We start from the raw sequence: 20,545 nt of genomic DNA, 5'->3' as shown, positions 1-20,545 counted from the left end.
GCGGCGTCGTTGTCGTTCGCCGATACTGTCCCCATGCGCCTGCTCGTGCCCGGTCGCTCCGGCCTGCCCGCCCTGTCCGACCTCGACACCGCAGCGCTGTTCGAGGCGTATGCCGCTCCGCAGGAGCGCTGGGTGCGCTGCAACATGGTGACGAGCCTCGACGGGGCCGCCACCGGTGCCGATGGGCGTTCGGGCTCGATCAACAACGACGCCGACCACGTCGTCTTCCAGGTGATCCGGGCCCTGAGCCACGTGGTGGTGGTCGGTGCGGGCACGATCCGTGCCGAGGGCTATCCGCCTCTGTCCGTGTCGGATCCGCTCGTCGCCCTGCGCCACGAGCACGGCCTGCCCACCGCCCTGCCCCTCGTCGCCGTGAGCAACCGCGGGCACGTCCCGCCGACGTTGAGCGGCTGCCGGGACGGCCGTGCACTCATGGCCGTCCCGGCAGCCGCGACCGGGCTCGACGCCGCCCGTCGGGACCTGGGCGCGGAGAACGTCCTCGTCTGTGGCGACGACGAGGTCGACGTGACGGCTCTCGTCGACGCGCTGCACGACCGGGGATGGGACCACGTGCTCACCGAGGGCGGCCCCAGCCTCCTCGGCTCGTTCCTCGCGGCCGGCCGGCTCGACGAGCTCTGCTTCACCGTCGCCCCCCAGGTCGTCGCCGGCGAGCACCCCCGCCCGGTCGGCGCCACGGGAACGCCCGCAGACCTCGACCTCGAGGTGCTCGTCGAGCAGGACTCCACGCTCATGGGCCGCTGGTTCGTCCGGCGCTGACCGGTCAGCGGGACACGACGAACTCGCGGAGGACGCGCTCCCAGCGCTGCGGGTCGTAGTTCCACTCGCGACAGTGCCGCGCGGTGTCCCACCGCTCGAGGCGCACGAGGTCGGGCCGGCGTCCCGCGAGCGCCACGGCCGGGCCGATCGGCACGAAGTCGTCGCCGTCCGAGGCGATGACCAGCATCGGGTGCCGTAGCTCACCCGCGCGGGCGACCCAGTCGGTGCGGGCCACGTCGATCGGCTCGTGCACCCCGACCAGCCGCCGCGTGCGACGCGACCCCATGAGGTCGGTCGCGACCCGCACGAGTGGGCCCGGCACCCGGTGCAGCCGCCCATGGTGGCGCAGCACGACCCCCCAGTCGATGACCGGCGAGTCGAGAGCCACGCCGACGACGTAGTCGGACAACGGTGACCGGTCGAGCGCCTGCAGCACGATGGCGCCCCCCATCGACCACCCGAGGAGGAGGATGCGCCGCGCACCGTGCGACACGGCATACCCCATGGCTGCCTCGACGTCGCGCCACTCGGACAGGCCGAGGTTGTAGCGCCCGTCCGGTCCACGCGGGGCGTCTCGGTCGTTGCGGTAGGCGGCGACGAGGCTCGTCCACCCGGCCCGGCGCAGCACCGGCACCGCGCGGAGGGTCTCCTCCTTGCGGGCTCCGCGTCCGTGGACGAGCACCGCCCAGTCGGACCCGGTCGCACCGCCCTCGGGACGCACCACCCAGGCCGGCAGGGGTCCGACGTCCGAGAGGATGCTGGCGTCCTCGTCGGGCAGCCCCAGGCTCACCGAGGGGCGGTCCCAGTAGTAGTACTGGTTCCACCGGGCGGGTCCGTCCTCGAGGAGCCCGCGGTCGACGGCGACGAGCCGTCGTGTCACCGACGCGGCGTCCGCGTGCACGATATCGCCGACGCGTGCGTGACCGGCTCCCCCGTCGAGCCAGACGCCGTAGCGACCCGGGACGACGGTCTCGGGAGTGACGGAGAAGGTGACCGTGGCGGCGTCGTGGCGCAGGATCTCGACGTCGTCCGGCTGCAGCTCGTCGGGCGTGATGACCCGTCGAGCGAAGTAGGCGGCGGCCGCCACCGACCCGCCGGCCGCGCCGAGGACGGACCCCGTGCCGGCGGCCGCGGCCACGAGCACCGGACGCGAGACGAGACGGCGCACCTGCACGGGCCCATCGTCGCAAACGGGCACCTCACGTCGTGGGAGGGCATGCCGCCGGGCGGTCCCGGATCGCGCCGGGCGTATCAAACCGGACCTTCGGGACACCGTCCTTCGGGAGCCTCGGGGACCCACGGGCGGCAAGCCGCGCACCTCGATCGTTCCCCGGCCCGCCTGCGGGCCGGTCACGGCCCACCGTGGTGCCCGTTCGGGGTCACGGTCACCACCGGGTCGTCTCGGGGTGCGAGGACACCTGCTCCGCGCGCCGCATCACACCGTCTGGTTTCACGAAGGAGACATCCGTGTTCACCACCATGCGCCGCGGCGCACTCAGCATCGCAGCGGCCGGGGCGCTCGTCGCCACACCGGCCCTCGCCATGGGGGCGGGCGTCAGCCCGGCCACCTATGACGCGTCCGTCAACCCGGGCGACACCGTCCACGTCACCAAGACCGTCAGCACTCCGGAGATCCCGCCCAAGCCCGACATCGTCCTCGTCGTGGACGAGACGGGCAGCATGGGGCCGGCCATCGACAACGTCAAGGCCGAGATGGGCTCGATCGTCACCACGGTCCAGGGGTCCCAGCCGCAGGCCCAGTTCGCCATCGCCTCCTACAAGGACGAGGGCGACGGGGCCGACTTCTTCCAGGTCGAGACCGACCTGACCGGGAGCCAGGCCACGGCCCAGACGGCCATCGACAGCCTGTCCGCATCCGGGGGCGGTGACACCCCCGAGGGCCAGCTCAACGCCCTGTGGCAGGTCGGCACCGGAGGAAACGCCATCTCCTTCCGTCCGGACTCGTCACGCATCGTCGTGTGGTTCGGCGACGCGAGCGGTCACGACCCGAGCGGCGGGCACAGCGAGACCGACGCGACCGCATCCCTCACGGGTGCGGGCGCACAGGTCATCGCCATCAACGTCGCGTCCGGCGGGGCCGACGGCCTCAACGCCACCGGACAGGCGCAGCGCATCGCCGACGCCACCTCGGGCACGTTCTTCGCGAGCGTGACCCCTGGTGACGTCGCCAGCACGATCCTCGCGGGGCTGGGCAACCTGCCGGCCGAGGTCACGGCGAACGTCTCGTGCGACCCGGGCCTGTCGATCGCGTTCTCGCCGTCGCTGCCCCAGACCGTCACGAGCGGTAGCGACGTCGTCCTCGACGAGGCGATCACCGTCGCCGCAGGTGCACCCCAGGGCTCGACGCTGACGTGCACGACGACCTTCCTCGTCAACGGTGCCGAGGCCGGGCCGGAGTTCGTCCAGACCGTGAGCATCAAGGTCAACGACGTCACGCCGCCGACCGTGGCCTGCGGTCCCGGCGTCAACCCGGACGGCGTCACCCCGCCCGGCTACAAGAAGGCGGGCTTCTACCAGCTCGTCGCCGCCGACAACCTGCCGGGCACGACGGTGACGGTCTCCGACACCGCCACGGGAGCCAGCTTCGGCCCCTACGCACCCGGCACGTACATCAAGATGACGCAGGCGCTCGGTGCGACGCCGTCGTCCGTCCCCTTCGAGGGCATGGTCGACTGGCACGTCACCGTCCGGGGTGACCTGCTCGTGACGGCGACGGACGCCGCGGGCAACACCGCGACGGCCACGTGCACGGTGCCGCCGAACCAGAAGTGACGCCAGCGCGTCGATGAAGGTCCTGCCCGGCCCGGCCCACCCTGGGCCGAGCAGCACGAGGGCCCCGGTCACGACCGGGGCCCTCGTGGCACGCACCGTACGCAGGGTCGCCGTAAGACCTGCGTAAGCACGGACTCCGTCTTGAGCGGGCACAAACCCGGCCGACGTGGCGTTGGTCAGGACATGAGCCACCACAACACCTCCGACAAGCCGTATGCCGTCCAGCGCACCGACGAGGAGTGGCGCGCGGCCCTGACGCCGGCCGAGTACAAGGTCCTGCGCCAGGCCGGCACGGAGCCCGCCTTCCGCGGCGAGTACACCGACACCAAGACGCAGGGCGTCTACTCATGCCGGGCCTGCGGCAGCGAGCTCTTCCGCAGCGACACGAAGTTCGAGTCGCACTGCGGCTGGCCGTCGTTCTACTCACCACTCGCCGGCGACACGGTCGAGTACATCGAGGACCGCGCCTTCGGGATGAAGCGGGTCGAGGTCCGGTGCGCCGGCTGCGGCTCGCACCTCGGTCACGTCTTCGAGGGCGAGGGCTACGACACCCCGACCGACCAGCGCTACTGCATCAACTCGATCTCGCTGCGCCTGCAGCCCGACGAGGGACCGTCGGGGGCCTGACCGCCGGCCTTCCGGCCCTCCCACCTCCCGGTCTGCTGCGGTGGCCGGGAGACCTCGCCTAGATTCGACCCATGGTCGACGACGGCGACATCCGCATCGGCAGTGCCGAACGCGAGCGGGCCCTGGCCGCGCTCGCCGAGCACCACGCTGCGGGGCGCCTCGATGCCGACGAGTACGAGGACCGGCGGGGTCGCGCCACGGACGCCGTCGTGCGTCGGGACCTGACCGAGCTCTTCGTCGACCTGCCGGAGCCGCATCCGTCGCTCGAGCCGGCCCGTGGCACCGCAGCGTCACGGCGACCCGCATCCCGCGCGGTGTCCCAACCCGGCTGGCGCAGCAGGGTTGCGCGGATCCTGGTGAGCCTCGCCCCCTTCATCGCGCTCGCAGCGTTCTTCCGCACCGACTCGTGGCTGGTGTTCCTGCTCATCCCGATGATCGTCGTCCTCGCCAGGGCGATCGACGACTGAGCGCCGTCAGCGGAGGTTGGCGACGAGCTGGGCCGCCTCGACCTTCGGGCCGGTGAAGAACGGGATCTCTTCGCGCACGTGCATCCGCGCACGGGAGGCGCGCAGCTCGCGCATGAGGTCGACGATGCGGTGCAGCTCGTCCGCCTCGAAGGCGAGCAGCCACTCGTAGTCGCCGAGGGCGAACGACGCGATGGTGTTGGCCCGGACGTCCGGGAAGTCACGGGCCATCTGGCCGTGCTCGCGCAGCAGGTCGCGGCGCTCACCGTCCTCGAGGAGGTACCACTCGTAGGACCGGACGAACGGGTAGACGCAGACGTACTTCCGCGCGACCTCGTCGGCCATGAAGGCCGGGACGTGGCTCTTGTTGAACTCGGCCGGGCGGTGCAGGGCCGCGTTGCTCCAGACCGGCTCGAGGTGCGACCCGAGCTCGGTGCGCAGCAGTCGGTGGTAGGCCGACTGGAGCTGCTCGATCGTCTCGGCGTGCCACCAGACCATGAAGTCGGCGTCACCGCGCAGACCGGCGACGTCGTAGAGGCCGCGCACGATGACGCCCTCGGCCGCGATCTCCTCGAGGAAGGCCTCGAGGTCCGCGGTGACCGCCTCGCGGTCGTCACCGACCGGCGTGACGGTGCTGAACACCGACCACATGCAGTAGCGGATGGTGTCGTTGATCTCCCGCATCTCGGCCGGGGTCAGGCGCTCGCTCATGGGCCCATCATCCCAAGCGGCCCGGGCGCCGCCGTCAGCGGGTCAGCACGCTCCGCGCAGCGGCCCTCCCGGACGCGATGCACGCGGGGATGCCCACGCCGTCGTATGCCGCCCCGCACAGCGCGAGCCCTGGTGGCACCTCCCGGGTGGGCGCGAGGCGCGAACGGTGCCCGACGGCATACTGCGGCAGTCCCCCGCCCCAGCGCTGCACGTGCGCGGCGGCGGGGTCGGGCACCTCGGCCCCGAGCACCGTCCGGAGGTCGGTGAGGGCCACGTCGACGAGCTCGTCGTCGGACCTCTGGAGGGAGGCCTCCTCCCGGTGCCGGCCGACGGAGGCGCGCAGGAACGTCTGCTCGGGATGGGCGGCAGCGAGCCAGGGCCACTTGACCGAGCTGAAGGTCGACGCCTTGATCGTCAGCGGCTCGGTGGGCGGGACGAGGAAGCCGCTCCCGTCGAGCACGGTCGGCACCGCACCCTCGAGGGCGAACGTCACGATCGCCATGGACGCGTACTCGACGGTCGCGAGCGCCGCCGCGGCCGTCGGGGCGACCTCACGCAGCAGGCGGGAGGCCGGAGCCGCGGGGACGGCGACGACGACGGCGTCGAAGCGTTCCTCGACGACGTCGGTCGTGGGCCCCGTCGACACGATCCAGCCGTCGCCGTCGCGACGAAGGCCGCGCGCCACCGCGCCCCGGCGCACGTCGACACCGGCGGCCACCAGCTCGCGCTCGAGCAGCTCGGCCAGCGTCCCGAGACCGCCGACGAGCGAGGCGAAGACGGGTCGACCCGCCAGGGGTCCGTGCGCTGCGGACTCGGCCGCGGCGCGGGCCACGTCGAGCAGCGACCGACCCTCGTGCGCGGCGGCCGCGAGCGCCGGGACGGCCTGCTCGGCGGAGATCTCCCGGGCGTGGCCGGCGTAGACGCCGGCGAGGAGCGGCTCGACGAGGCGGTCGGTCACGGCACGACCGAGCCGGGCGTCCACGAGGTCGCCCACCGAGACGTCGCCGACGACCGGGCCCTCGACGGTCTCGTGCGCGAGGCGCTCCACCTCGTCGTCGGTGAGCAGCCCGCGCACCGACTCCGGGTCGGCGGGCACACCCATCACGGTGCCGCGGGGCATCGGCCACCGCCTCCCCCGCGAGACGATCGATGCGCCGGCGGGACCGGGGTGCGTGGTCAGGGGTGCGACGCCGAGCTCCTCGACGAGAGTGAGTGCCTCGGGGCGACGGGCCATCACCGACTCCGCACCGACGTCGATGCGCACCCCGCCGACCGTCTCGAGCCGCAGCTTCCCACCCAGTCGCTCGGAGCCCTCGAGGACCGTGACGGAGACGTCGGTTCCCGGGCGACTGAGCTCCCAGGCGGCCGCCAGTCCGCTGATGCCACCGCCGATGACCGCCACCGTCCTGCCCATGGCGACACTCTCCCATCCCGTCGCCGGCGGTTTGGCCCGGGCCCGGCCGACGAGGGAGTGTCGAGCGCATGGGTGCCCCCGCGCTTCTCGTCGCCCCGCCGCAGGCGGGCACCCCCCGCGGCGCAACGATCAGGTCCTGCCGTGTGTCTCTGGTGACAAGGGACGTCGCCACGCACACCGTGCGCACCACAGCACCACCACCCGGTACGCCACGGGAGGCGACCCGTCGAAAGGCTCGCCATGACCGCCACGCCACACCTGCCGCGTCTCGCCCAGCTCCCTCCCGGCCGGCGGCGTCTGCTGGCGGTGGTCGCCGTGGTCGTCGCGGTGCTCGCCCTCTCGGTCCCGTTGGGCATCAAGGCCCTCCACGGCGCGGCGTCCTCGGGCGCCTCCTCGTCAGGGGAGTCAGCCGGTGAGGCGAGCCGCGGCGCGGTGACCGGCAGCGGGGTGGTCGGCCCGGACGTCGCTCCTGCGCCCGACGCCACGGCGGGGGCCAAGTCCCCGGCCTCCGACACGGGCTCCCTCGGGTCCGGTGTGGCGGGCTCGGTCGCGGTCGTCGAGCCGAAGATCGCGCGCTCCGCGTGGCTCGGCATCAAGGTCACCGACCTCACGGGGTCAGCAGCGCGGGTCCGCGTGATCGCCACCGACGCCGGCGGTCAGGTGACGTCGGAGAACGTCGTCACCTCGGTCGACCCCACGGGCGGCCCGACGGGACCGGGCGGCGTCGACCCGCGGCTCGAGTCGGGCTCGTCCGTGCCGAGCGTCGGCGTGGACGAGGCGCGGATGGTGCTCAGCGTCCCGGCCAAGGCCCTCGACACCGTGCTGACCCAGCTGTCCAGGATCGGGACGGTGTCCTACCGCTCGTCGCAGTCCCAGGACGTCACCGACACCTACGTCGACACCAAGGCGCGCATCGAGCCGATGCAGGACGGGATCAACCGCGTGCGCGCCCTGCTCACCAAGACGACGGACCTCCAGCAGGTCATCTTGCTCGAGAGCGAGCTGACCCGGCGTCAGGCCGAGCTCGACTCGTTGACGCAGCGTCTGGCGCAGCTCGACGCGATGACCACGATGAGCGACGTGACCGTGACGCTGTGGACCGATGCGACGACGCCTGTGCAGACCGAGAGCGGTCTCGGCAGTGGGCTGCGCACCGCGTGGGAGAGCTTCCTCGGCTCCCTCACCGTCATCCTCACCGGGCTCGCGGCGCTCCTGCCGTGGCTCGTGCTGCTCGTGCCGCTCACGCTGCTCGGCCTGCGCCTGTGGCGTCGCCACACCGCGGGTATGCCGTCCGCGACCTCCCACGGGGCCGGTGCCGCCGGTGCCGCCCCAGCAGCGCAGCCCGCCGGGGCCCCCGCCGCCGCGTCCGCCGGACCGACCCCCGGACCGACCCCCGGGACGACCCCGGGGCCGACGTCGAGCGACTGAGGTCGGGCGCCGTGGGCGGCGCGGGCAGCCCGATGGCCGTCGGTGGCTCGGTCAGCGGCCGAGTCGCCGACGGACCATGTCCCCCACCTGGCGCACCTCGCGCACGTGCATGGCGTGCGCGATCCCGAGGTAGATGACGGTGAAGACGAGCCCGACGAGGCCGATCTCGAGTGCGCTGGCGAACATCCGTTTGAGGGCGGACGTCGTGCGGTCGACGGTGGCGCCGGTGATCGGGTCGAGGACGAGGGTGACGCCCCAGGCGACGACTCCCGCGACCGCTGCGGCGACCCCGACGCGTGACGCGGTGACGAGGCCTGCGGAGAGACCGAGCGGCCCCGTGCGTCGACGGAGCAGGAGGAGACCGACGGCCGAGCTGACGACGTTGCCCACCGTCTGCCCCATCGCCATGATCCCGATCGCCCAGACCGGGTTGATGAAGAACGTGACGGCGCCGGCGAGGGCGCTGATCCCGGTGAGCAGCACCTGCATGACGACCGTCGGCCTGCCGTCCTCGAGGGCGAAGAACGCCCGGTAGCAGAGCAGGTCGAGCCCGAACGGGACGAGCCCGAGGATCATGATGATGAGGACGCTGGCCGAGACCTCGATGGAGCGCGCGTCGATCCCGGGGTTGAGCAGGGCGACGATGGGGTTGGCCAGGACGATGACCGCGACCATGATCGGCACGTTGGCCACGAGCGGCAGCGTCAGACCGGTGCGGAAGTCCCGGCGCAGACTCTCCGTGTCGCCCGAGGCGGCCGCGGCCGAGAAGCGGGGGAAGAGCGCCGTGATGATCGAGACGGTGATGAAGGCGTGCGGCAGCATGAAGAGGGTGAAGGCGATGGCGTACGCCGCCGGGCCGCGCGCCGCGTCCTCGAGGCCCAGCTGCTTGGCGGAGGCCGTGGCGTTGTTGAGGACGCCCTGGCTGATGAAGAAGCCGACCTGTGAGACGGCGAGCCCGCCGAAGGCCCAGAGCGCCAGCCGGCTCACCCCGCCCAGCCCGACACCCCGCACACCCCACCGCGGCCGGTAGTGGAACCCGGTGCGTCGCAGGGCCGGCACGAGCGAGAGGGCCTGGACCACGACCGACAGCGTCGCGGAGCCCGCGAAGAGCCAGATCATCGGGCCGGTCCACTCGGACGGGTCGCGCGGGCGGTCGCGCCCGCTCGCACCCAGGGGTCCGGGCTTGGGGAAGACGACGAGGAAGAGGACGAGGCCGGTGACGGCGACGACGTTGGCGATGAACGGCGCCCACGCGAACGCCCCGAAGCGACCACGGGCGTTGAGGATCTGGCCGAGCAGGGCGAAGAGGCCGTAGAAGAAGATCTGCGGCAGGCAGATGAGCGAGAAGGCGAGCGCGAGGTCCTTGAACTCGGGTGAGGAGCTGCGCGCCAGGAGCCAGACGAAGCCCCCCGCACCCGCCATGACGAGGACCGTGAGGAGCGCCATCCCGGCGAGGGCCACCGTGATGACACGGTCGGTGAACTCCTGGCCGCCGTCCTCGAGCTTCATCGCCCGCGCCAGCGACGGGATGAGCACCGCGTTGAGGATGCCGCCCGCCGCGAGGACGTAGAGCACGTTGGGGAGCGTGTTGGCCAGGGAGAAGGCGTCACCCGCCAGCTGGGCACCGATGATCGCGGTGATGAGACCGTTGCGCACGACCCCGAGCACGCGCGATGCGACAGACCCACCGAGCATGGTGAGGCTGGAACGAGCGACTGACGGTGCCGCCGTCGTCATCGGCGGCTCGAGCACTCGTGGACGAGCGCGGTGACCCGGGTCAGCACGTCGGGGTCCACGTTGGGCAGCACGCCGTGACCGAGGTTGAAGATGTGGCCGGGCGCGTGCCGTCCCTCCTCGACGATCTCGCGGACCCGTCGTTCGAGAGCGTCCCACGGTGCGAAGAGCAGGGCCGGGTCGAGGTTGCCCTGGACGGCATACGTCGGCCCGAGCCGCTCCACGGCGTCGGTGAGCGAGACGCGGTAGTCGACGCCGACGACCTCGGCGCCCGCCTCACCCATGAGGGCGAGCAGCTCGCCGGTGCCGACCCCGAAGTGGATGCGGGGCACGTCGAGGTCCTCGACGGCCGCGAGCGCGACCGCGGAGTGCGGCATGGCGCGGGCGGCGTAGTCGGCCTTGGACAGCGCGCCGGCCCAGGAGTCGAAGAGCTGGACGGCGCTGGCCCCGGCCTGCGCCTGCACGCGAAGGAACTCCCCCGAGATCTGGGCGAGCCGGGCGCAGAGGGCGTCCCACAGTCCGGGGTCGCCCTGCATGAGCGCCTTGGTCTTCTCGTGGTTCTTCGAGGGGCCACCCTCGACGAGGTAGGAGGCGAGGGTGAACGGCGCACCGGCGAACCCGATGAGCGGGGTGTCGCCGAGCTCGCGGACGAGCTGGCCCACGGCCTCGGTGACGAAGGGGACGTGCTCCGGCGTCAGCGGGACGAGCTGGTCGAGGTCGGCCGCGGTGCGGATCGGGTGGGCCACGACGGGCCCGACCCCGGGGACGATGTCGAGGTCGACGCCGATGGCCTTGAGCGGCACGACGATGTCGCTGAAGAAGATGGCCGCGTCGACACCGTGGCGCCGCACGGGCTGCAGCGTGATCTCGGTGACGAGCTCGGGGCGCATGCACGACTCGAGCATCGGGATGCCCTCACGGACGGCGCGGTACTCCGGCAGCGAACGCCCGGCCTGGCGCATGAACCACACCGGCGTCCGGGTCACCGACTCGCGGCGCGCAGCGCGGACGAGGTCGCTCTGGCGGGTGTCTGGCGGGGCAGTGGTCGGCACCGGTCAATCCTGCCACGGCGGGCGCGTGCCCCCGCGCCACGCGCATCCGGCGCGCCCTGAGGACAGATCGCCCGACTCCGGCATACCCTCATCTGGTGCACACGCGAACGTTGCCGGGCAACCACGGCGCGGTCTTCGCCAGGACGCTCAGCGCCCTGCGGGACGTCCGTCTGCGCTCCGAGGTGCGGCTGACCGAGGTGCCCGCGCCCACGCGCATCGCGCCGTATGCCGCAGCCCTGACCGCCGACATCATCGACGTCGCCGACCCCGACGACGACCTCGCCACCGGTCGCTTCGTGCTGCTGCACGACCCGGCGGCCCCCGACACGTGGGACGGCCAGTGGCGCATCGTCACGTTCGCGCGGGCCGAGCTCGAGCCCGAGCTGGCCGGCGACCCGATGCTCGGGGCCGTCGGCTGGTCGTGGCTCACCGACTCCCTGGCCAACCGCAACCTCGGCTGGACGGCCGAGGCGGGCACGGTGACGCGTGTCGTGAGCGAGAGCTTCGCGGGACTCGCGGACCGCGAGGCCAGCGTCGAGATGGAGATCCGCGCCTCGTGGACACCGGTCGGCGGAGATGCCGTCGACCACCTGCGCGCCTGGGCCGACATGCTCTGCACCATCGCCGGCATCCCGCCCCTGCCCGACGGCGTCGTCCCCCTCCCGGGGCAGCGACGGTGACGGCAGAGCCGAACGAGCCCGCCGACGACCTCGACGCCGACCAGCCCGCCGACCTCGCACCAGACCTCGTCCCGCTGACCCACCCCCGTGACGGGGTGCCCGACGTCGTCGTCGACGAGCGCACCCTGATGCGCGCGGCCGAGGCCATCGGCTCCGGCACGGGTCCGGTCGGCATCGACGCCGAGCGGGCGTCCGGCTACCGCTACGGCCAGCGCGCCTACCTCGTCCAGATCAGGCGCGAGGGCTCCGGGTCCTGGCTCATCGACCCCATCGCCTGTCCCGACCTCTCCCCCGTCGGCGAGGCCATCGGCGACGCCGAGTGGATCCTGCACGCGGCCACCCAGGACCTCCCGTGCCTCGCCGAGGTCGGCCTCCACCCGCAGTCGCTCTTCGACACCGAGCTCGGCGGCCGGCTCGCCGGACTGCCTCGGGTCGGGCTGGGCGCCATGGTCGAGCACTACCTCGGCCTCCAGCTCGCCAAGGAGCACTCGGCGGTCGACTGGTCCGTGCGTCCGCTGCCCGAGCCGTGGCTGCGGTATGCCGCCCTCGACGTCGAGGTGCTCGTCGACCTCCGTGACGCGGTGGCCGCCGAGCTCGCCTCGCAGGGCAAGGCGGCGTGGGCCGCGGAGGAGTTCGAGCACCTGCTCGACTTCACCGGTCCCGAGCCACGCGTCGACCCGTGGCGGCGGACGTCGGGCATGCACAAGGTGCGTGGCCGCCGCGGCCTCGCCATCGTGCGCGAGCTGTGGCTCTGGCGCGATGCGGCGGCCCAGCAGCGCGACACCTCACCCGGACGGGTCCTGCCGGACGCCGCGATCAGCGAGATCGCCATCGCCAACCAGCGTGCGACGAAGCCGCCGCGCACCGTTGGCTCCGCCGAGCCCCGGCTCGCGCGCTCGGTGCGCCGCCACCAGGAGGCGATCCTCGAGGTCGTCGCGCGGGCGCTCGCGCTCCCCGAGGCCGACCTGCCCGTCCTGGCGCTCCCGCCGAGCGGGCCGCCGCCGCCCAAGGCGTGGGCCGACCGCGACCCCGTCGCCGCGGCCCGCCTCGCGCGTGCCCGGGAGCTGCTCGGCGCGATCTCCGAGGAGCTGGCCGTGCCGGTCGAGAACCTCCTGACCCCCGACCTGCTGCGCCGCTTCCTCTGGGAGGGGCCGGCCGCCCCGTCGACCTCCGACGTGGCCGAGGCCCTGTCAGGCATGGGCGCCCGGCGCTGGCAGACGACGATCACCGCGCCGCTCATCGCCCTCGCCTGCAGCGAGAACCCACCCGCCTGAGGGCCGCCCTCGTGGTCGAGGGTGTGGTGAGGATGGTCACCCGGAGGCCCGTTGGCCCGGAAGTTACCGAGAAGTAGTATCGAGGAGGTCGCGTCCGTCGCGGCCCGACGCCGGCGTCCGAGCCGGCCACCGACCCTGATCCGCAGCGATCACCCTCGATCCACTGGGAGGCACCGTGCCCCGCGCACTCAATGAGGTCGTCTTCGTCGACGGCGTCCGGACGCCGTTCGGCAAGGCCGGCGACAAGGGCATGTACGCCCAGACCCGCGCCGACGACCTCGTCGTCCGGTGCATCCGCGAGCTGCTGCACCGCAACCCGAACCTGCCCAAGGGCAGGGTCGAGGAGGTCGCCATCGCCGCGACCACCCAGATCGGCGACCAGGGCCTCACCCTCGGCCGCACCGCGGCGCTGCTCTCGGGCCTGCCGAACACGACCCCCGGCTACTCCGTCGACCGCATGTGTGCCGGGGCCATGACCGCCGTCACCAACACGGCGAGCTCGATCGCCTTCGGTGCCTACGACATCGCCATCGCCGGCGGCGTCGAGCACATGGGCCGCCATCCCATGGGCGAGGGCGTCGACCCCAACCCGCGCATCGTCGCCGAGAAGATCGTCGACCCCGACGCGCTCGTCATGGGCAAGACCGCCGAGAACCTCCACGACCGCTTCCCGCACCTGACCAAGCAGCGGTCCGACGCCTTCGCGGTCGGCAGCCAGGACAAGCTCGCCCAGGCGTACGCCGACGGCAAGATCCAGCGCGACCTCGTCACCGTCGCGACGCGGCACGCCGAGCTGGGCTGGGGCCTCGCGACCGCCGACGAGCCACTGCGCCCCGGCACGACGGTCGACGAGCTCGGCCTGCTCAAGACACCGTTCCGTGCGCACGGCAACGTCACCGCGGGCAACGCGGCCGGGCTCAACGACGGCGCGACCGCGTGCCTGCTCGCCTCCGAGCAGGCCGCGACCGATCTCGGGCTGCCGGTGCGGATGCGCCTCGTGTCGTTCTCGTTCGTCGGTGTCGAGCCGGAGGTCATGGGCGTCGGTCCGGTGCCGGCGACGGAGAAGGCCCTCGCCAAGGCGGGCCTCACCATCGACGACATCGGCCTCTTCGAGCTCAACGAGGCCTTCGCCGTCCAGGTGCTCGCCTTCCTCGACCACTTCGGCATCGCCGACGACGACCCGCGCGTCAACGAGTACGGCGGCGCCATCGCCACCGGGCACCCGCTCGCCAGCTCGGGCGTGCGCCTCATGACCCAGCTCTCGCGCCAGTTCGAGGAGCACCCCGAGGTGCGCTACGGCCTGACCGCCATGTGCATCGGCATCGGCATGGGCGGCGCCGTCATCTGGGAGAACCCGCACCACGAGGACTACGAGTCCTCCACGACGACGAGCACGGCCCACGAGGAGATCGCCCAGTGAGCGCCACCACGACCGAGAAGGCCACCCCCGCAGCCGACTTCGCGACCGAGGTCGTGACGCACACGCCCGTGCGCGACGTCGCCCTGCCCGACGGCGCCGGCACGCTGGCCCTCGTCACCCTCGACAACGGCTTCGACCACACGAAGCCCAACACCTTCGGGCCGCAGTCGATCGCCGGTCTCACCGCCACGGTCGCGCGCCTGCGGGAGCGCGCCGAGGCCGGCGAGATCGTCGCGGTCGCCGTCACGGGCAAGCCGTTCATCTTCGCCGTCGGCGCTGACCTCACCGGCGTGCCGTTCATCCGGTCGCGCGACCAGGCGCTCGAGATCGCCCGGGCCGGCCACGCGGCATACGCCGCCTTCTCCGACCTGCCGGTCCCGACGTTCGCCTTCGTCAACGGCGCCGCCATGGGCGGCGGCGTCGAGCTGGCGCTGTCGGCGACCTACCGCACCATGAGCGCCGGCGTCCCTGCCGTCGCCCTGCCCGAGGTCTTCCTCGGCCTCGTCCCCGGCTGGGGAGGCTGCTGGATGCTGCCCAACCTCGTCGGTGTCGAGAAGGCGATCACGGTCGTCATCGACAACCCGCTGAGCCAGAACCGCATGCTCAAGGGCGTGGACGCCTACCGCCTCGGGATGGCCGACGCGCTCTTCGAGCCGGCCGACTTCCTCGAGGAGTCCGTCGCCTGGGCCGCGCGCGTCCTCTCGGGCGAGGTCACCGTCGAGCGCCCAGAGGTCGACCGCGACGAGACGACGTGGAACGCCGCGATCGCCAAGGCCAAGGGGCTCGCCGACGTCAAGACGGGCCGTCAGGCGAAGAGCCCGTATGCCGCGCTCGACCTGCTCGCCGCCGCCCGCACCGCGACCCGCGAGGAGGGCTTCGCCGCCGAGGACGAGGTGCTCGCCGACCTGCTCATGAGCGACGAGCTGCGCGCCGGTCTCTACGCCTTCGACCTCGTGCAGAAGCGGGCCAAGCGTCCCGCCGGAGCCCCCGACAAGGCCCTCGCGCGTCCCGTCACGAAGGTCGGCATCGTCGGCGCCGGACTCATGGCCAGCCAGCTCGCGCTGCTCTTCATCCAGCGCCTCCAGGTGCCGGTCGTGCTGACCGACATCGACGACGAGCGCGTCGCCAAGGGCGTCGGCTACGTCCACGCCGAGCTCGACAAGCTCGCCGGCAAGGGCCGCCTGAGTCCCGACAAGCTGAACCGGTACAAGGCTCTCGTGAGCGGGTCGACGAGCAAGGAGGGCTTCGCCGACGCCGACTTCGTCATCGAGGCGGTCTTCGAGGAGATGTCGGTCAAGCAGCAGGTCTTCGCCGAGGTCGAGGCCGTCGTCTCCCCCGAGTGCGTGCTGGCGACGAACACCTCGAGCCTGTCGATCGCCGAGATGGCCTCAGGGCTCGAGCACCCGGAGCGCGTCGTCGGCTTCCACTTCTTCAACCCGGTCGCCGTCATGCCGTTGCTCGAGATCATCCCCGGCGAGCGCACCGACGACCCCACGCTCGCCACGGCGTTCGCCGTCGGCAAGGCGCTGAGGAAGACCTGCATCCGTGCGGCCGACCGGCCCTCGTTCATCGTCAACCGCCTCCTCGGCCGCTTCATGGGCGAGGCCGCGAAGATCCTCGACGAGGGCACGCCGATCGAGGTCGTCGACCGGGCCTTCGCGGGCCTCGCGCCGATGCCGCCCTTCGTCCTCATCGGGCTCGTCGGCCCGGCCATCGCGCTGCACAACGGCGAGACCCTCGTGCAGGCGTTCCCCGACCGGTTCTACGCCTCGCCGACGCTCCAGCGGATCGTCGCGGCCGGCAAGCGCGGCTTCTACGACCTGAGCTCGGGTCGTCCGGTGCTCGATCCCGAGGTGGCCGAGCTCATCGAGAAGCCGACCGAGCCGGTCGTGCTCGACCTCGCGCAGGTGCGCCAGCGCGTCCTCACGGTCCTGGCCGACGAGGCCCGCCGGATGCTCGACGAGGGCGTCGCGCAGGCTCCCATGGACATCGACCTGGCGATGATCACCGGCGCGGGCTTCCAGTTCTGGAACGGCGGCATCACGCCGCTCCTCGACCGCACCGGCGTCGCCGAGGCCGTGACCGGCTCGCGCTTCCTGCCAGAGGGCGTCGCCAACGCGCGCGGCTGACCCAGCCACACGGCATACGCCATCGCTGTTCGGAGGCCACGGACCCCGGGGACGTCTCGGTCCGTGGCCTCCGGCCGTGCGGCGGATTTGCCGTAACTCATATATGAGTTAGCCTCGACGTCGTGCCTCAGACCTATCTGACCCGGATCGGCGGACTCATCCGCGACGCGCGACGCCACAAGGGGATGACCCAGTCGGACCTCGCGGACCTCCTCGGTACCTCGCAGGGCGCCGTCACCCGCATCGAGCAGGGCAAGCAGAACCTCAGCCTCGACATGCTGGCCAAGATCGGCGACGCCCTCGACTCCGAGTTCGTCTCGCTCGGCCACTCCGGCCCGCAGCACCTGCGCATCGTCGGTGGCCAGAAGCTCACCGGCTCGATCGACGTCAAGACCTCCAAGAACGCCGCCGTCGCGCTCCTGTGCGCGGCCCTGCTCAACCGCGGCCGCACCACCCTGCGCAGCCTGGCCCGCATCGAGGAGGTCAACCGCATCCTCGAGGTGCTCGCCTCCATCGGCGTCAAGACGCGCTGGCTGCCCGACAGCAACGACCTGGAGATCATCCCGCCGGCCGAGCTCAACCTCGACGACATCGACGTCGCGGCCGCCCGCCGCACCCGCACCGTCATCATGTTCCTCGGGCCGCTGCTCCACGAGCACGACGCCTTCCAGCTGCCGTACGCCGGCGGCTGCGACCTCGGCACTCGCACCGTCGAGCCCCACCTGGCCGCGCTGCGCGCGTTCGGGCTCGAGGTCACCGCGACGCACGGCTTCTACGAGGCGCGCTCCGACCGCACCGTCAGCCCCGATCGGGCCATCGTGCTCACCGAGCGCGGCGACACCGTCACCGAGAACGTCCTCATGGCGGCCGCGCGCCACCCCGGCACCACGGTCATCCGCAACGCGAGCCCCAACTACATGGTCCAGGACCTGTGCTTCTTCCTCGAGAAGCTCGGCGTGCGCATCGACGGCATCGGCACGACGACCCTGACGGTCCACGGCGTCGCCGAGATCGACGTCGACGTGGAGTACTCCCCCAGCGAGGACCCCATCGAGGCGATGAGCCTCATCGCCGCCGCCGTCGTCACCGACAGCTCGATCACGATCCGTCGGGTGCCGATCGAGTTCATCGAGATCGAGCTCGCGACCCTCGACGGCATGGGGATGAAGTACGACCTGACGCCGGAGTACACCTCGGCCAACGGCAAGACGCGTCTCGTCGACCTCACGACGATCCCCGGGCCGCTCCACGCGCCGACCGACAAGATCCACCCGATGCCGTTCCCGGGCCTCAACATCGACAACCTGCCGTTCTTCGCGCTCATCGGGGCCGTCGCCGAGGGCAGCACGATGATCCACGACTGGGTCTACGAGAACCGGGCCATCTACCTCACCGAGCTGACGAAGGTCGGCGCCAAGGTGCAGCTGCTCGACCCCCACCGCGTCATCGTCGAGGGCCCGACCCGCTGGCGCGCGGCCGAGGTCGTGTGCCCGCCGGCGCTGCGTCCCGGCGTCGTCGTGCTGCTCGCGATGCTCGCCGCGCCGGGCACGTCGGTGCTGCGCAACGTCTACGTCATCAACCGCGGCTACGAGGACCTCGCCGAGCGCCTCAACGCCCTCGGCGCGACGATCGAGGTCTTCCGCGACATCTGATCCCGATCGTCCGGAGGCGCTGCTGGCGTCTCGTCCAGGGCGGCCGCCGTCTCCACCAGGCCACGTAACGTCTCGACGAACCGGGCCGCCGGCGCGCCGTCGACCACGGCATGGTCGAAGCTCAGCGTGAGCGGCAGCATCGGTCTGGCCACCACGACGCCGTCGACGACCACGGGCCGCTCGACGACGGCACCGACCGTGGCGATGACCGTGAGCGGCGCCAGCGGGATCGCCCATCCCCACCCGTGGGTGAACATCCCGATCGACGTCACTCCGACCGCCGGGCCGAAGGTCGCCGACACGGACGGCCGCCTGGCGGCCAGCCGGATCGCCGTGCGCCGGAGTGGACCGGGTAGGCGCAGCACCTGCGCGACGAGGCCCCGCTGTGGATGCCGCGGGGCCGGGCCCACCTTCGCTTCATGCAGCTGCCGGGTGATCTCGACGCAGCCCAAGCGGTCGGCTCCCTGCACGACCACGACGTCGAGCACGGGACGCCCCCGCCCCGGCCGCTCGACCGTGGCGCCGATGTCGACGCGGTCGAAGGTGACGACGCTGCTGCCCGACATCCGGGCGTTGACCTCCGGATGCAGCGCCACAGCCCGCGCCACGCTGGCGATGACGAAGGCGGTCCAGGTCAGGGGTTCCCGCGCTCTGTGGATCCGCGCACGGGCTTCGCTCACGTCGAGCTCGACGAGCGCGTGCACCTGGAACCGTCGGCTCGCTCCCGCCAACCGGTCGAGCACCGGCCGGCGGTCACGAGGGACCCGCTGGACCACGTAGCCCGGGTCTCGGCCTCGGCCCGCGGTCACCGGAGGTCCTTCCAGAAGGCACGCTCCCACGCCCGGGGGTCGTGCACGACCGACGAGGTGGTGTCGAGGTGCATCGTGGCGCGTCCGACGCGCTCGTAGGCGGGCCAGCCCGGGTCACCGGTCGTCGCGAACGAGATCCACGCGGAGTGCATCGTCCGCGCCAGCTCCTGCGGCGGGTCGGGCCCGAGCAGCGGCCCGAAGAGCGGGGCGTCCGGCCGGGCCGTGTCGAAGACGAAGGGGACCTCGAGAGCATGGACCGCTCCGAGTCCGAGCGACGGCCACGCGAACTCGTACATGAACGTCCGTGCGGGCGCCGCCCAGTGGGCCTCGGCGAGGCGGAGGGCCGGGATGCGCATCCACCAGTCCGTCTGCACCGCGGCCAGCAGGTCACCGGGACTCGCACCGGGACAGCGCTCCCGGTACGCCGGCAGGGCGCTCTGAGCCGCGAGGCCGTAGGCCGCGAGGCACTGGTGCCCATAGGTTCCGACCGGGCCGGCGAGGACCTCCTCGGTGATCCCGGACATCGCTCCACTGACGATCAGCCACAGCCTCCAGTCGTCGGTGTTCGTCCCGATGAGGACGTCGACGCCGTCGGCCGACCCTGCGGCGATGCACTCGACCGGCGGAGCGGGCAGGACCGTGCCGTCCACGGTGGGCTGCCACGGCATGGTGCTCGTCACGACGTCGAGGCCCCAGCGCCCGGGGTCCGGGTGCGCAAGGAGGTCCTGCTTCAGCGCGGCCTGCGCGGCGAGCAGCCGCGGGACACCGGCGCCGGCGATCGCGGCGCGGGTCGGGGCCACGCCGAGCCGGGTGGCCAGGTCGCGGGCGATCGCGAGCGCGTCGGGCGGTGCGATCACGTGGTGCCCCGCACCGCTCTGCAGGATCGCTCGCCGGAAGAGGCCCGTGGCCCGGGGCATGGCCAACAGGCAGCCGATGCTCATCGCCCCGGCCGACTCCCCGAACACGGTGACGTTGCCCGGGTCGCCACCGAAGCCGGCGATGTTGTCGCGGACCCACTCGAGAGCCGCCACCTGGTCGAGGAGGCCGAGGTCGGCGATCCCGTCGTCGAGGTAGAGGAAGCCCTCGGCTCCCGGACGCCAGTTGATGACGACGCACACGACGCCGTCCCGGGCGAAGGAGGTCCCGTCGTACACCGCGGTCGAGCTCAGCTCGAACATCCCGCCCTGGATCCACACCATCACCGGCAGGCCGGCAGCGCCGAGATCCGGCGTCCAGATGTTGAGGTTGAGGCAGTCCGTCGAGGGGTCCCCCCGCTCCACCGCCCCGAACGCGTCGCCGACGTCGTCCCAGTCCTCCGCGGCACCGGCACCGGGGCCGCCGGTGCGCGGGGGTGCGACCTGCGGGGGCTCCGCCCCGGGGCGGGTCGCGTCGCGCACGCCCTCCCACGGTGGATGGGGCCTCGGCGGCTGGAGCCGGTCGGCACCGACGGGCGGGGCGGCATACGGAACCCCGAGGAACTTGTGGACGCCCTCGGTGACGGCGCCCCGGACCGACCCCCCGTTCGTCCTGGCCACGGTCTGCACCTCTCCAGCATCCGGGCCGCGGCGTCGGCGCCGCCAG

General features: G+C 72.5%; 17 protein-coding genes. 10 read left to right on the top strand and 7 right to left on the bottom strand.

Translation table 11 applies throughout. The annotated features are described in order from the left end of the window. Nucleotides 1-33 precede the first annotated feature (33 nt). Nucleotides 34-777 (top strand): dihydrofolate reductase family protein, encoded by a 744-nt coding sequence (locus tag ASG96_RS12315; protein ID WP_057588075.1) that lies wholly within the window; start codon nt 34-36, stop codon nt 775-777. 4 nt (nt 778-781) lie between these two features. Here the strand turns inward: ASG96_RS12315 and ASG96_RS12310 are convergent, their stop codons facing one another. Next, nucleotides 782-1,951: a S9 family peptidase gene (locus tag ASG96_RS12310; RefSeq protein ID WP_057588074.1), complete on the bottom strand. Its 1,170-nt coding sequence runs from the start codon at nt 1,949-1,951 to the stop codon at nt 782-784. Between the two features lie 293 nt (nt 1,952-2,244). Between ASG96_RS12310 and ASG96_RS12305 the strand changes: the two genes are divergently transcribed. From ASG96_RS12305 to ASG96_RS12295, 3 genes are all read left to right on the top strand, one after another. After that, a complete protein-coding gene (locus ASG96_RS12305) occupies nt 2,245-3,570 on the top strand; it encodes a vWA domain-containing protein (RefSeq protein WP_057588073.1) in 1,326 nt (441 codons plus the stop codon). 183 nt (nt 3,571-3,753) lie between these two features. Then, complete coding sequence (msrB, locus tag ASG96_RS12300; protein WP_056757859.1) at nt 3,754-4,197, top strand: peptide-methionine (R)-S-oxide reductase MsrB; 444 nt, start codon at nt 3,754-3,756, stop codon at nt 4,195-4,197. 71 nt (nt 4,198-4,268) lie between these two features. Beyond that, nucleotides 4,269-4,664, top strand: coding sequence for a DUF1707 domain-containing protein (locus tag ASG96_RS12295; RefSeq protein ID WP_056757862.1), 396 nt, complete (start codon nt 4,269-4,271; stop codon nt 4,662-4,664). Between the two features lie 6 nt (nt 4,665-4,670). Here the strand turns inward: ASG96_RS12295 and hemQ are convergent, their stop codons facing one another. Together hemQ and hemG are read right to left on the bottom strand one after the other, a co-directional pair. Beyond that, a complete protein-coding gene (gene hemQ, locus ASG96_RS12290) occupies nt 4,671-5,372 on the bottom strand; it encodes a hydrogen peroxide-dependent heme synthase (protein ID WP_057588072.1) in 702 nt (233 codons plus the stop codon). A 34-nt stretch (nt 5,373-5,406) separates the two neighbouring features. Next, complete coding sequence (gene hemG / locus ASG96_RS12285; RefSeq protein ID WP_057588071.1) at nt 5,407-6,786, bottom strand: protoporphyrinogen oxidase; 1,380 nt, start codon at nt 6,784-6,786, stop codon at nt 5,407-5,409. Nucleotides 6,787-7,026: 240 nt separating this feature from the next. Between hemG and ASG96_RS12280 the strand changes: the two genes are divergently transcribed. Then, nucleotides 7,027-8,214, top strand: a complete 1,188-nt coding sequence (locus tag ASG96_RS12280) for a DUF4349 domain-containing protein (RefSeq protein ID WP_057588070.1) — start codon at nt 7,027-7,029, stop codon at nt 8,212-8,214. Nucleotides 8,215-8,265: 51 nt separating this feature from the next. Here the strand turns inward: ASG96_RS12280 and murJ are convergent, their stop codons facing one another. After that, on the bottom strand, nt 8,266-9,951 hold the full coding sequence (gene murJ, locus ASG96_RS12275; protein WP_057588423.1) for a murein biosynthesis integral membrane protein MurJ: 1,686 nt from the start codon (nt 9,949-9,951) through the stop codon (nt 8,266-8,268). Next, on the bottom strand, nt 9,948-11,000 hold the full coding sequence (hemE, locus tag ASG96_RS12270; protein WP_056757874.1) for a uroporphyrinogen decarboxylase: 1,053 nt from the start codon (nt 10,998-11,000) through the stop codon (nt 9,948-9,950). Before hemE ends, murJ begins: the two co-directional genes overlap by 4 nt. Before the next feature lie 95 nt (nt 11,001-11,095). Between hemE and ASG96_RS12265 the strand changes: the two genes are divergently transcribed. The 5 genes from ASG96_RS12265 (at nt 11,096) to ASG96_RS12245 (ending at nt 18,155) form a co-directional block, all read left to right on the top strand. Then, entirely contained in the window at nt 11,096-11,680 is a 585-nt protein-coding gene (locus ASG96_RS12265) for a DUF3000 domain-containing protein (protein ID WP_057588069.1), read from the top strand. Next, entirely contained in the window at nt 11,677-12,954 is a 1,278-nt protein-coding gene (locus ASG96_RS12260; protein WP_057588068.1) for an HRDC domain-containing protein, read from the top strand. Before ASG96_RS12265 ends, ASG96_RS12260 begins: the two co-directional genes overlap by 4 nt. A 175-nt stretch (nt 12,955-13,129) precedes the next feature. After that, nucleotides 13,130-14,374 carry an acetyl-CoA C-acyltransferase gene (locus tag ASG96_RS12255; protein WP_057588067.1) on the top strand — a complete coding sequence of 415 codons (1,245 nt, stop codon included), beginning with the start codon at nt 13,130-13,132 and terminating at the stop codon, nt 14,372-14,374. Next, nucleotides 14,371-16,503, top strand: a complete 2,133-nt coding sequence (locus ASG96_RS12250; protein ID WP_057588066.1) for a 3-hydroxyacyl-CoA dehydrogenase NAD-binding domain-containing protein — start codon at nt 14,371-14,373, stop codon at nt 16,501-16,503. The genes ASG96_RS12255 and ASG96_RS12250 overlap by 4 nt, the downstream gene beginning before the upstream one ends. A gap of 122 nt (nt 16,504-16,625) precedes the next feature. After that, complete coding sequence (locus tag ASG96_RS12245) at nt 16,626-18,155, top strand: UDP-N-acetylglucosamine 1-carboxyvinyltransferase (RefSeq protein ID WP_057588065.1); 1,530 nt, start codon at nt 16,626-16,628, stop codon at nt 18,153-18,155. Here the strand turns inward: ASG96_RS12245 and ASG96_RS12240 are convergent. Then, entirely contained in the window at nt 18,089-18,964 is an 876-nt protein-coding gene (locus tag ASG96_RS12240) for a 2-oxo acid dehydrogenase subunit E2 (protein ID WP_057588064.1), read from the bottom strand. The two genes, ASG96_RS12245 and ASG96_RS12240, sit on opposite strands and share 67 nt — an antisense overlap. Continuing rightward, on the bottom strand, nt 18,961-20,499 hold the full coding sequence (locus tag ASG96_RS12235) for a carboxylesterase/lipase family protein (RefSeq protein WP_235509148.1): 1,539 nt from the start codon (nt 20,497-20,499) through the stop codon (nt 18,961-18,963). The genes ASG96_RS12240 and ASG96_RS12235 overlap by 4 nt, the downstream gene beginning before the upstream one ends. Nucleotides 20,500-20,545: the final 46 nt, after the last annotated feature.

It is taken from the genome of Terrabacter sp. Soil810 (genome assembly GCF_001429645.1).
In the GTDB taxonomy this organism is placed as follows: domain Bacteria; phylum Actinomycetota; class Actinomycetes; order Actinomycetales; family Dermatophilaceae; genus Terrabacter.
The sequence above is the reverse complement of the archived record's forward strand: the minus strand, read 5'-3'. Positions and strand labels throughout refer to the sequence as shown.

Bases quoted from the DNA above. Each gene is read 5' to 3' on its own strand.
- ASG96_RS12280 (WP_057588070.1), top strand. From the start codon at position 7,027: ATGACCGCCACGCCACACCTGCCGCGTCTCGCCCAGCTCCCTCCCGGC.
- murJ (WP_057588423.1), bottom strand. From the start codon at position 9,951: ATGACGACGGCGGCACCGTCAGTCGCTCGTTCCAGCCTCACCATGCTC.
- msrB (WP_056757859.1), top strand. From the start codon at position 3,754: ATGAGCCACCACAACACCTCCGACAAGCCGTATGCCGTCCAGCGCACC.
- hemG (WP_057588071.1), bottom strand. From the start codon at position 6,786: ATGGGCAGGACGGTGGCGGTCATCGGCGGTGGCATCAGCGGACTGGCG.
- ASG96_RS12315 (WP_057588075.1), top strand. From the start codon at position 34: ATGCGCCTGCTCGTGCCCGGTCGCTCCGGCCTGCCCGCCCTGTCCGAC.
- ASG96_RS12295 (WP_056757862.1), top strand. From the start codon at position 4,269: ATGGTCGACGACGGCGACATCCGCATCGGCAGTGCCGAACGCGAGCGG.
- hemQ (WP_057588072.1), bottom strand. From the start codon at position 5,372: ATGAGCGAGCGCCTGACCCCGGCCGAGATGCGGGAGATCAACGACACC.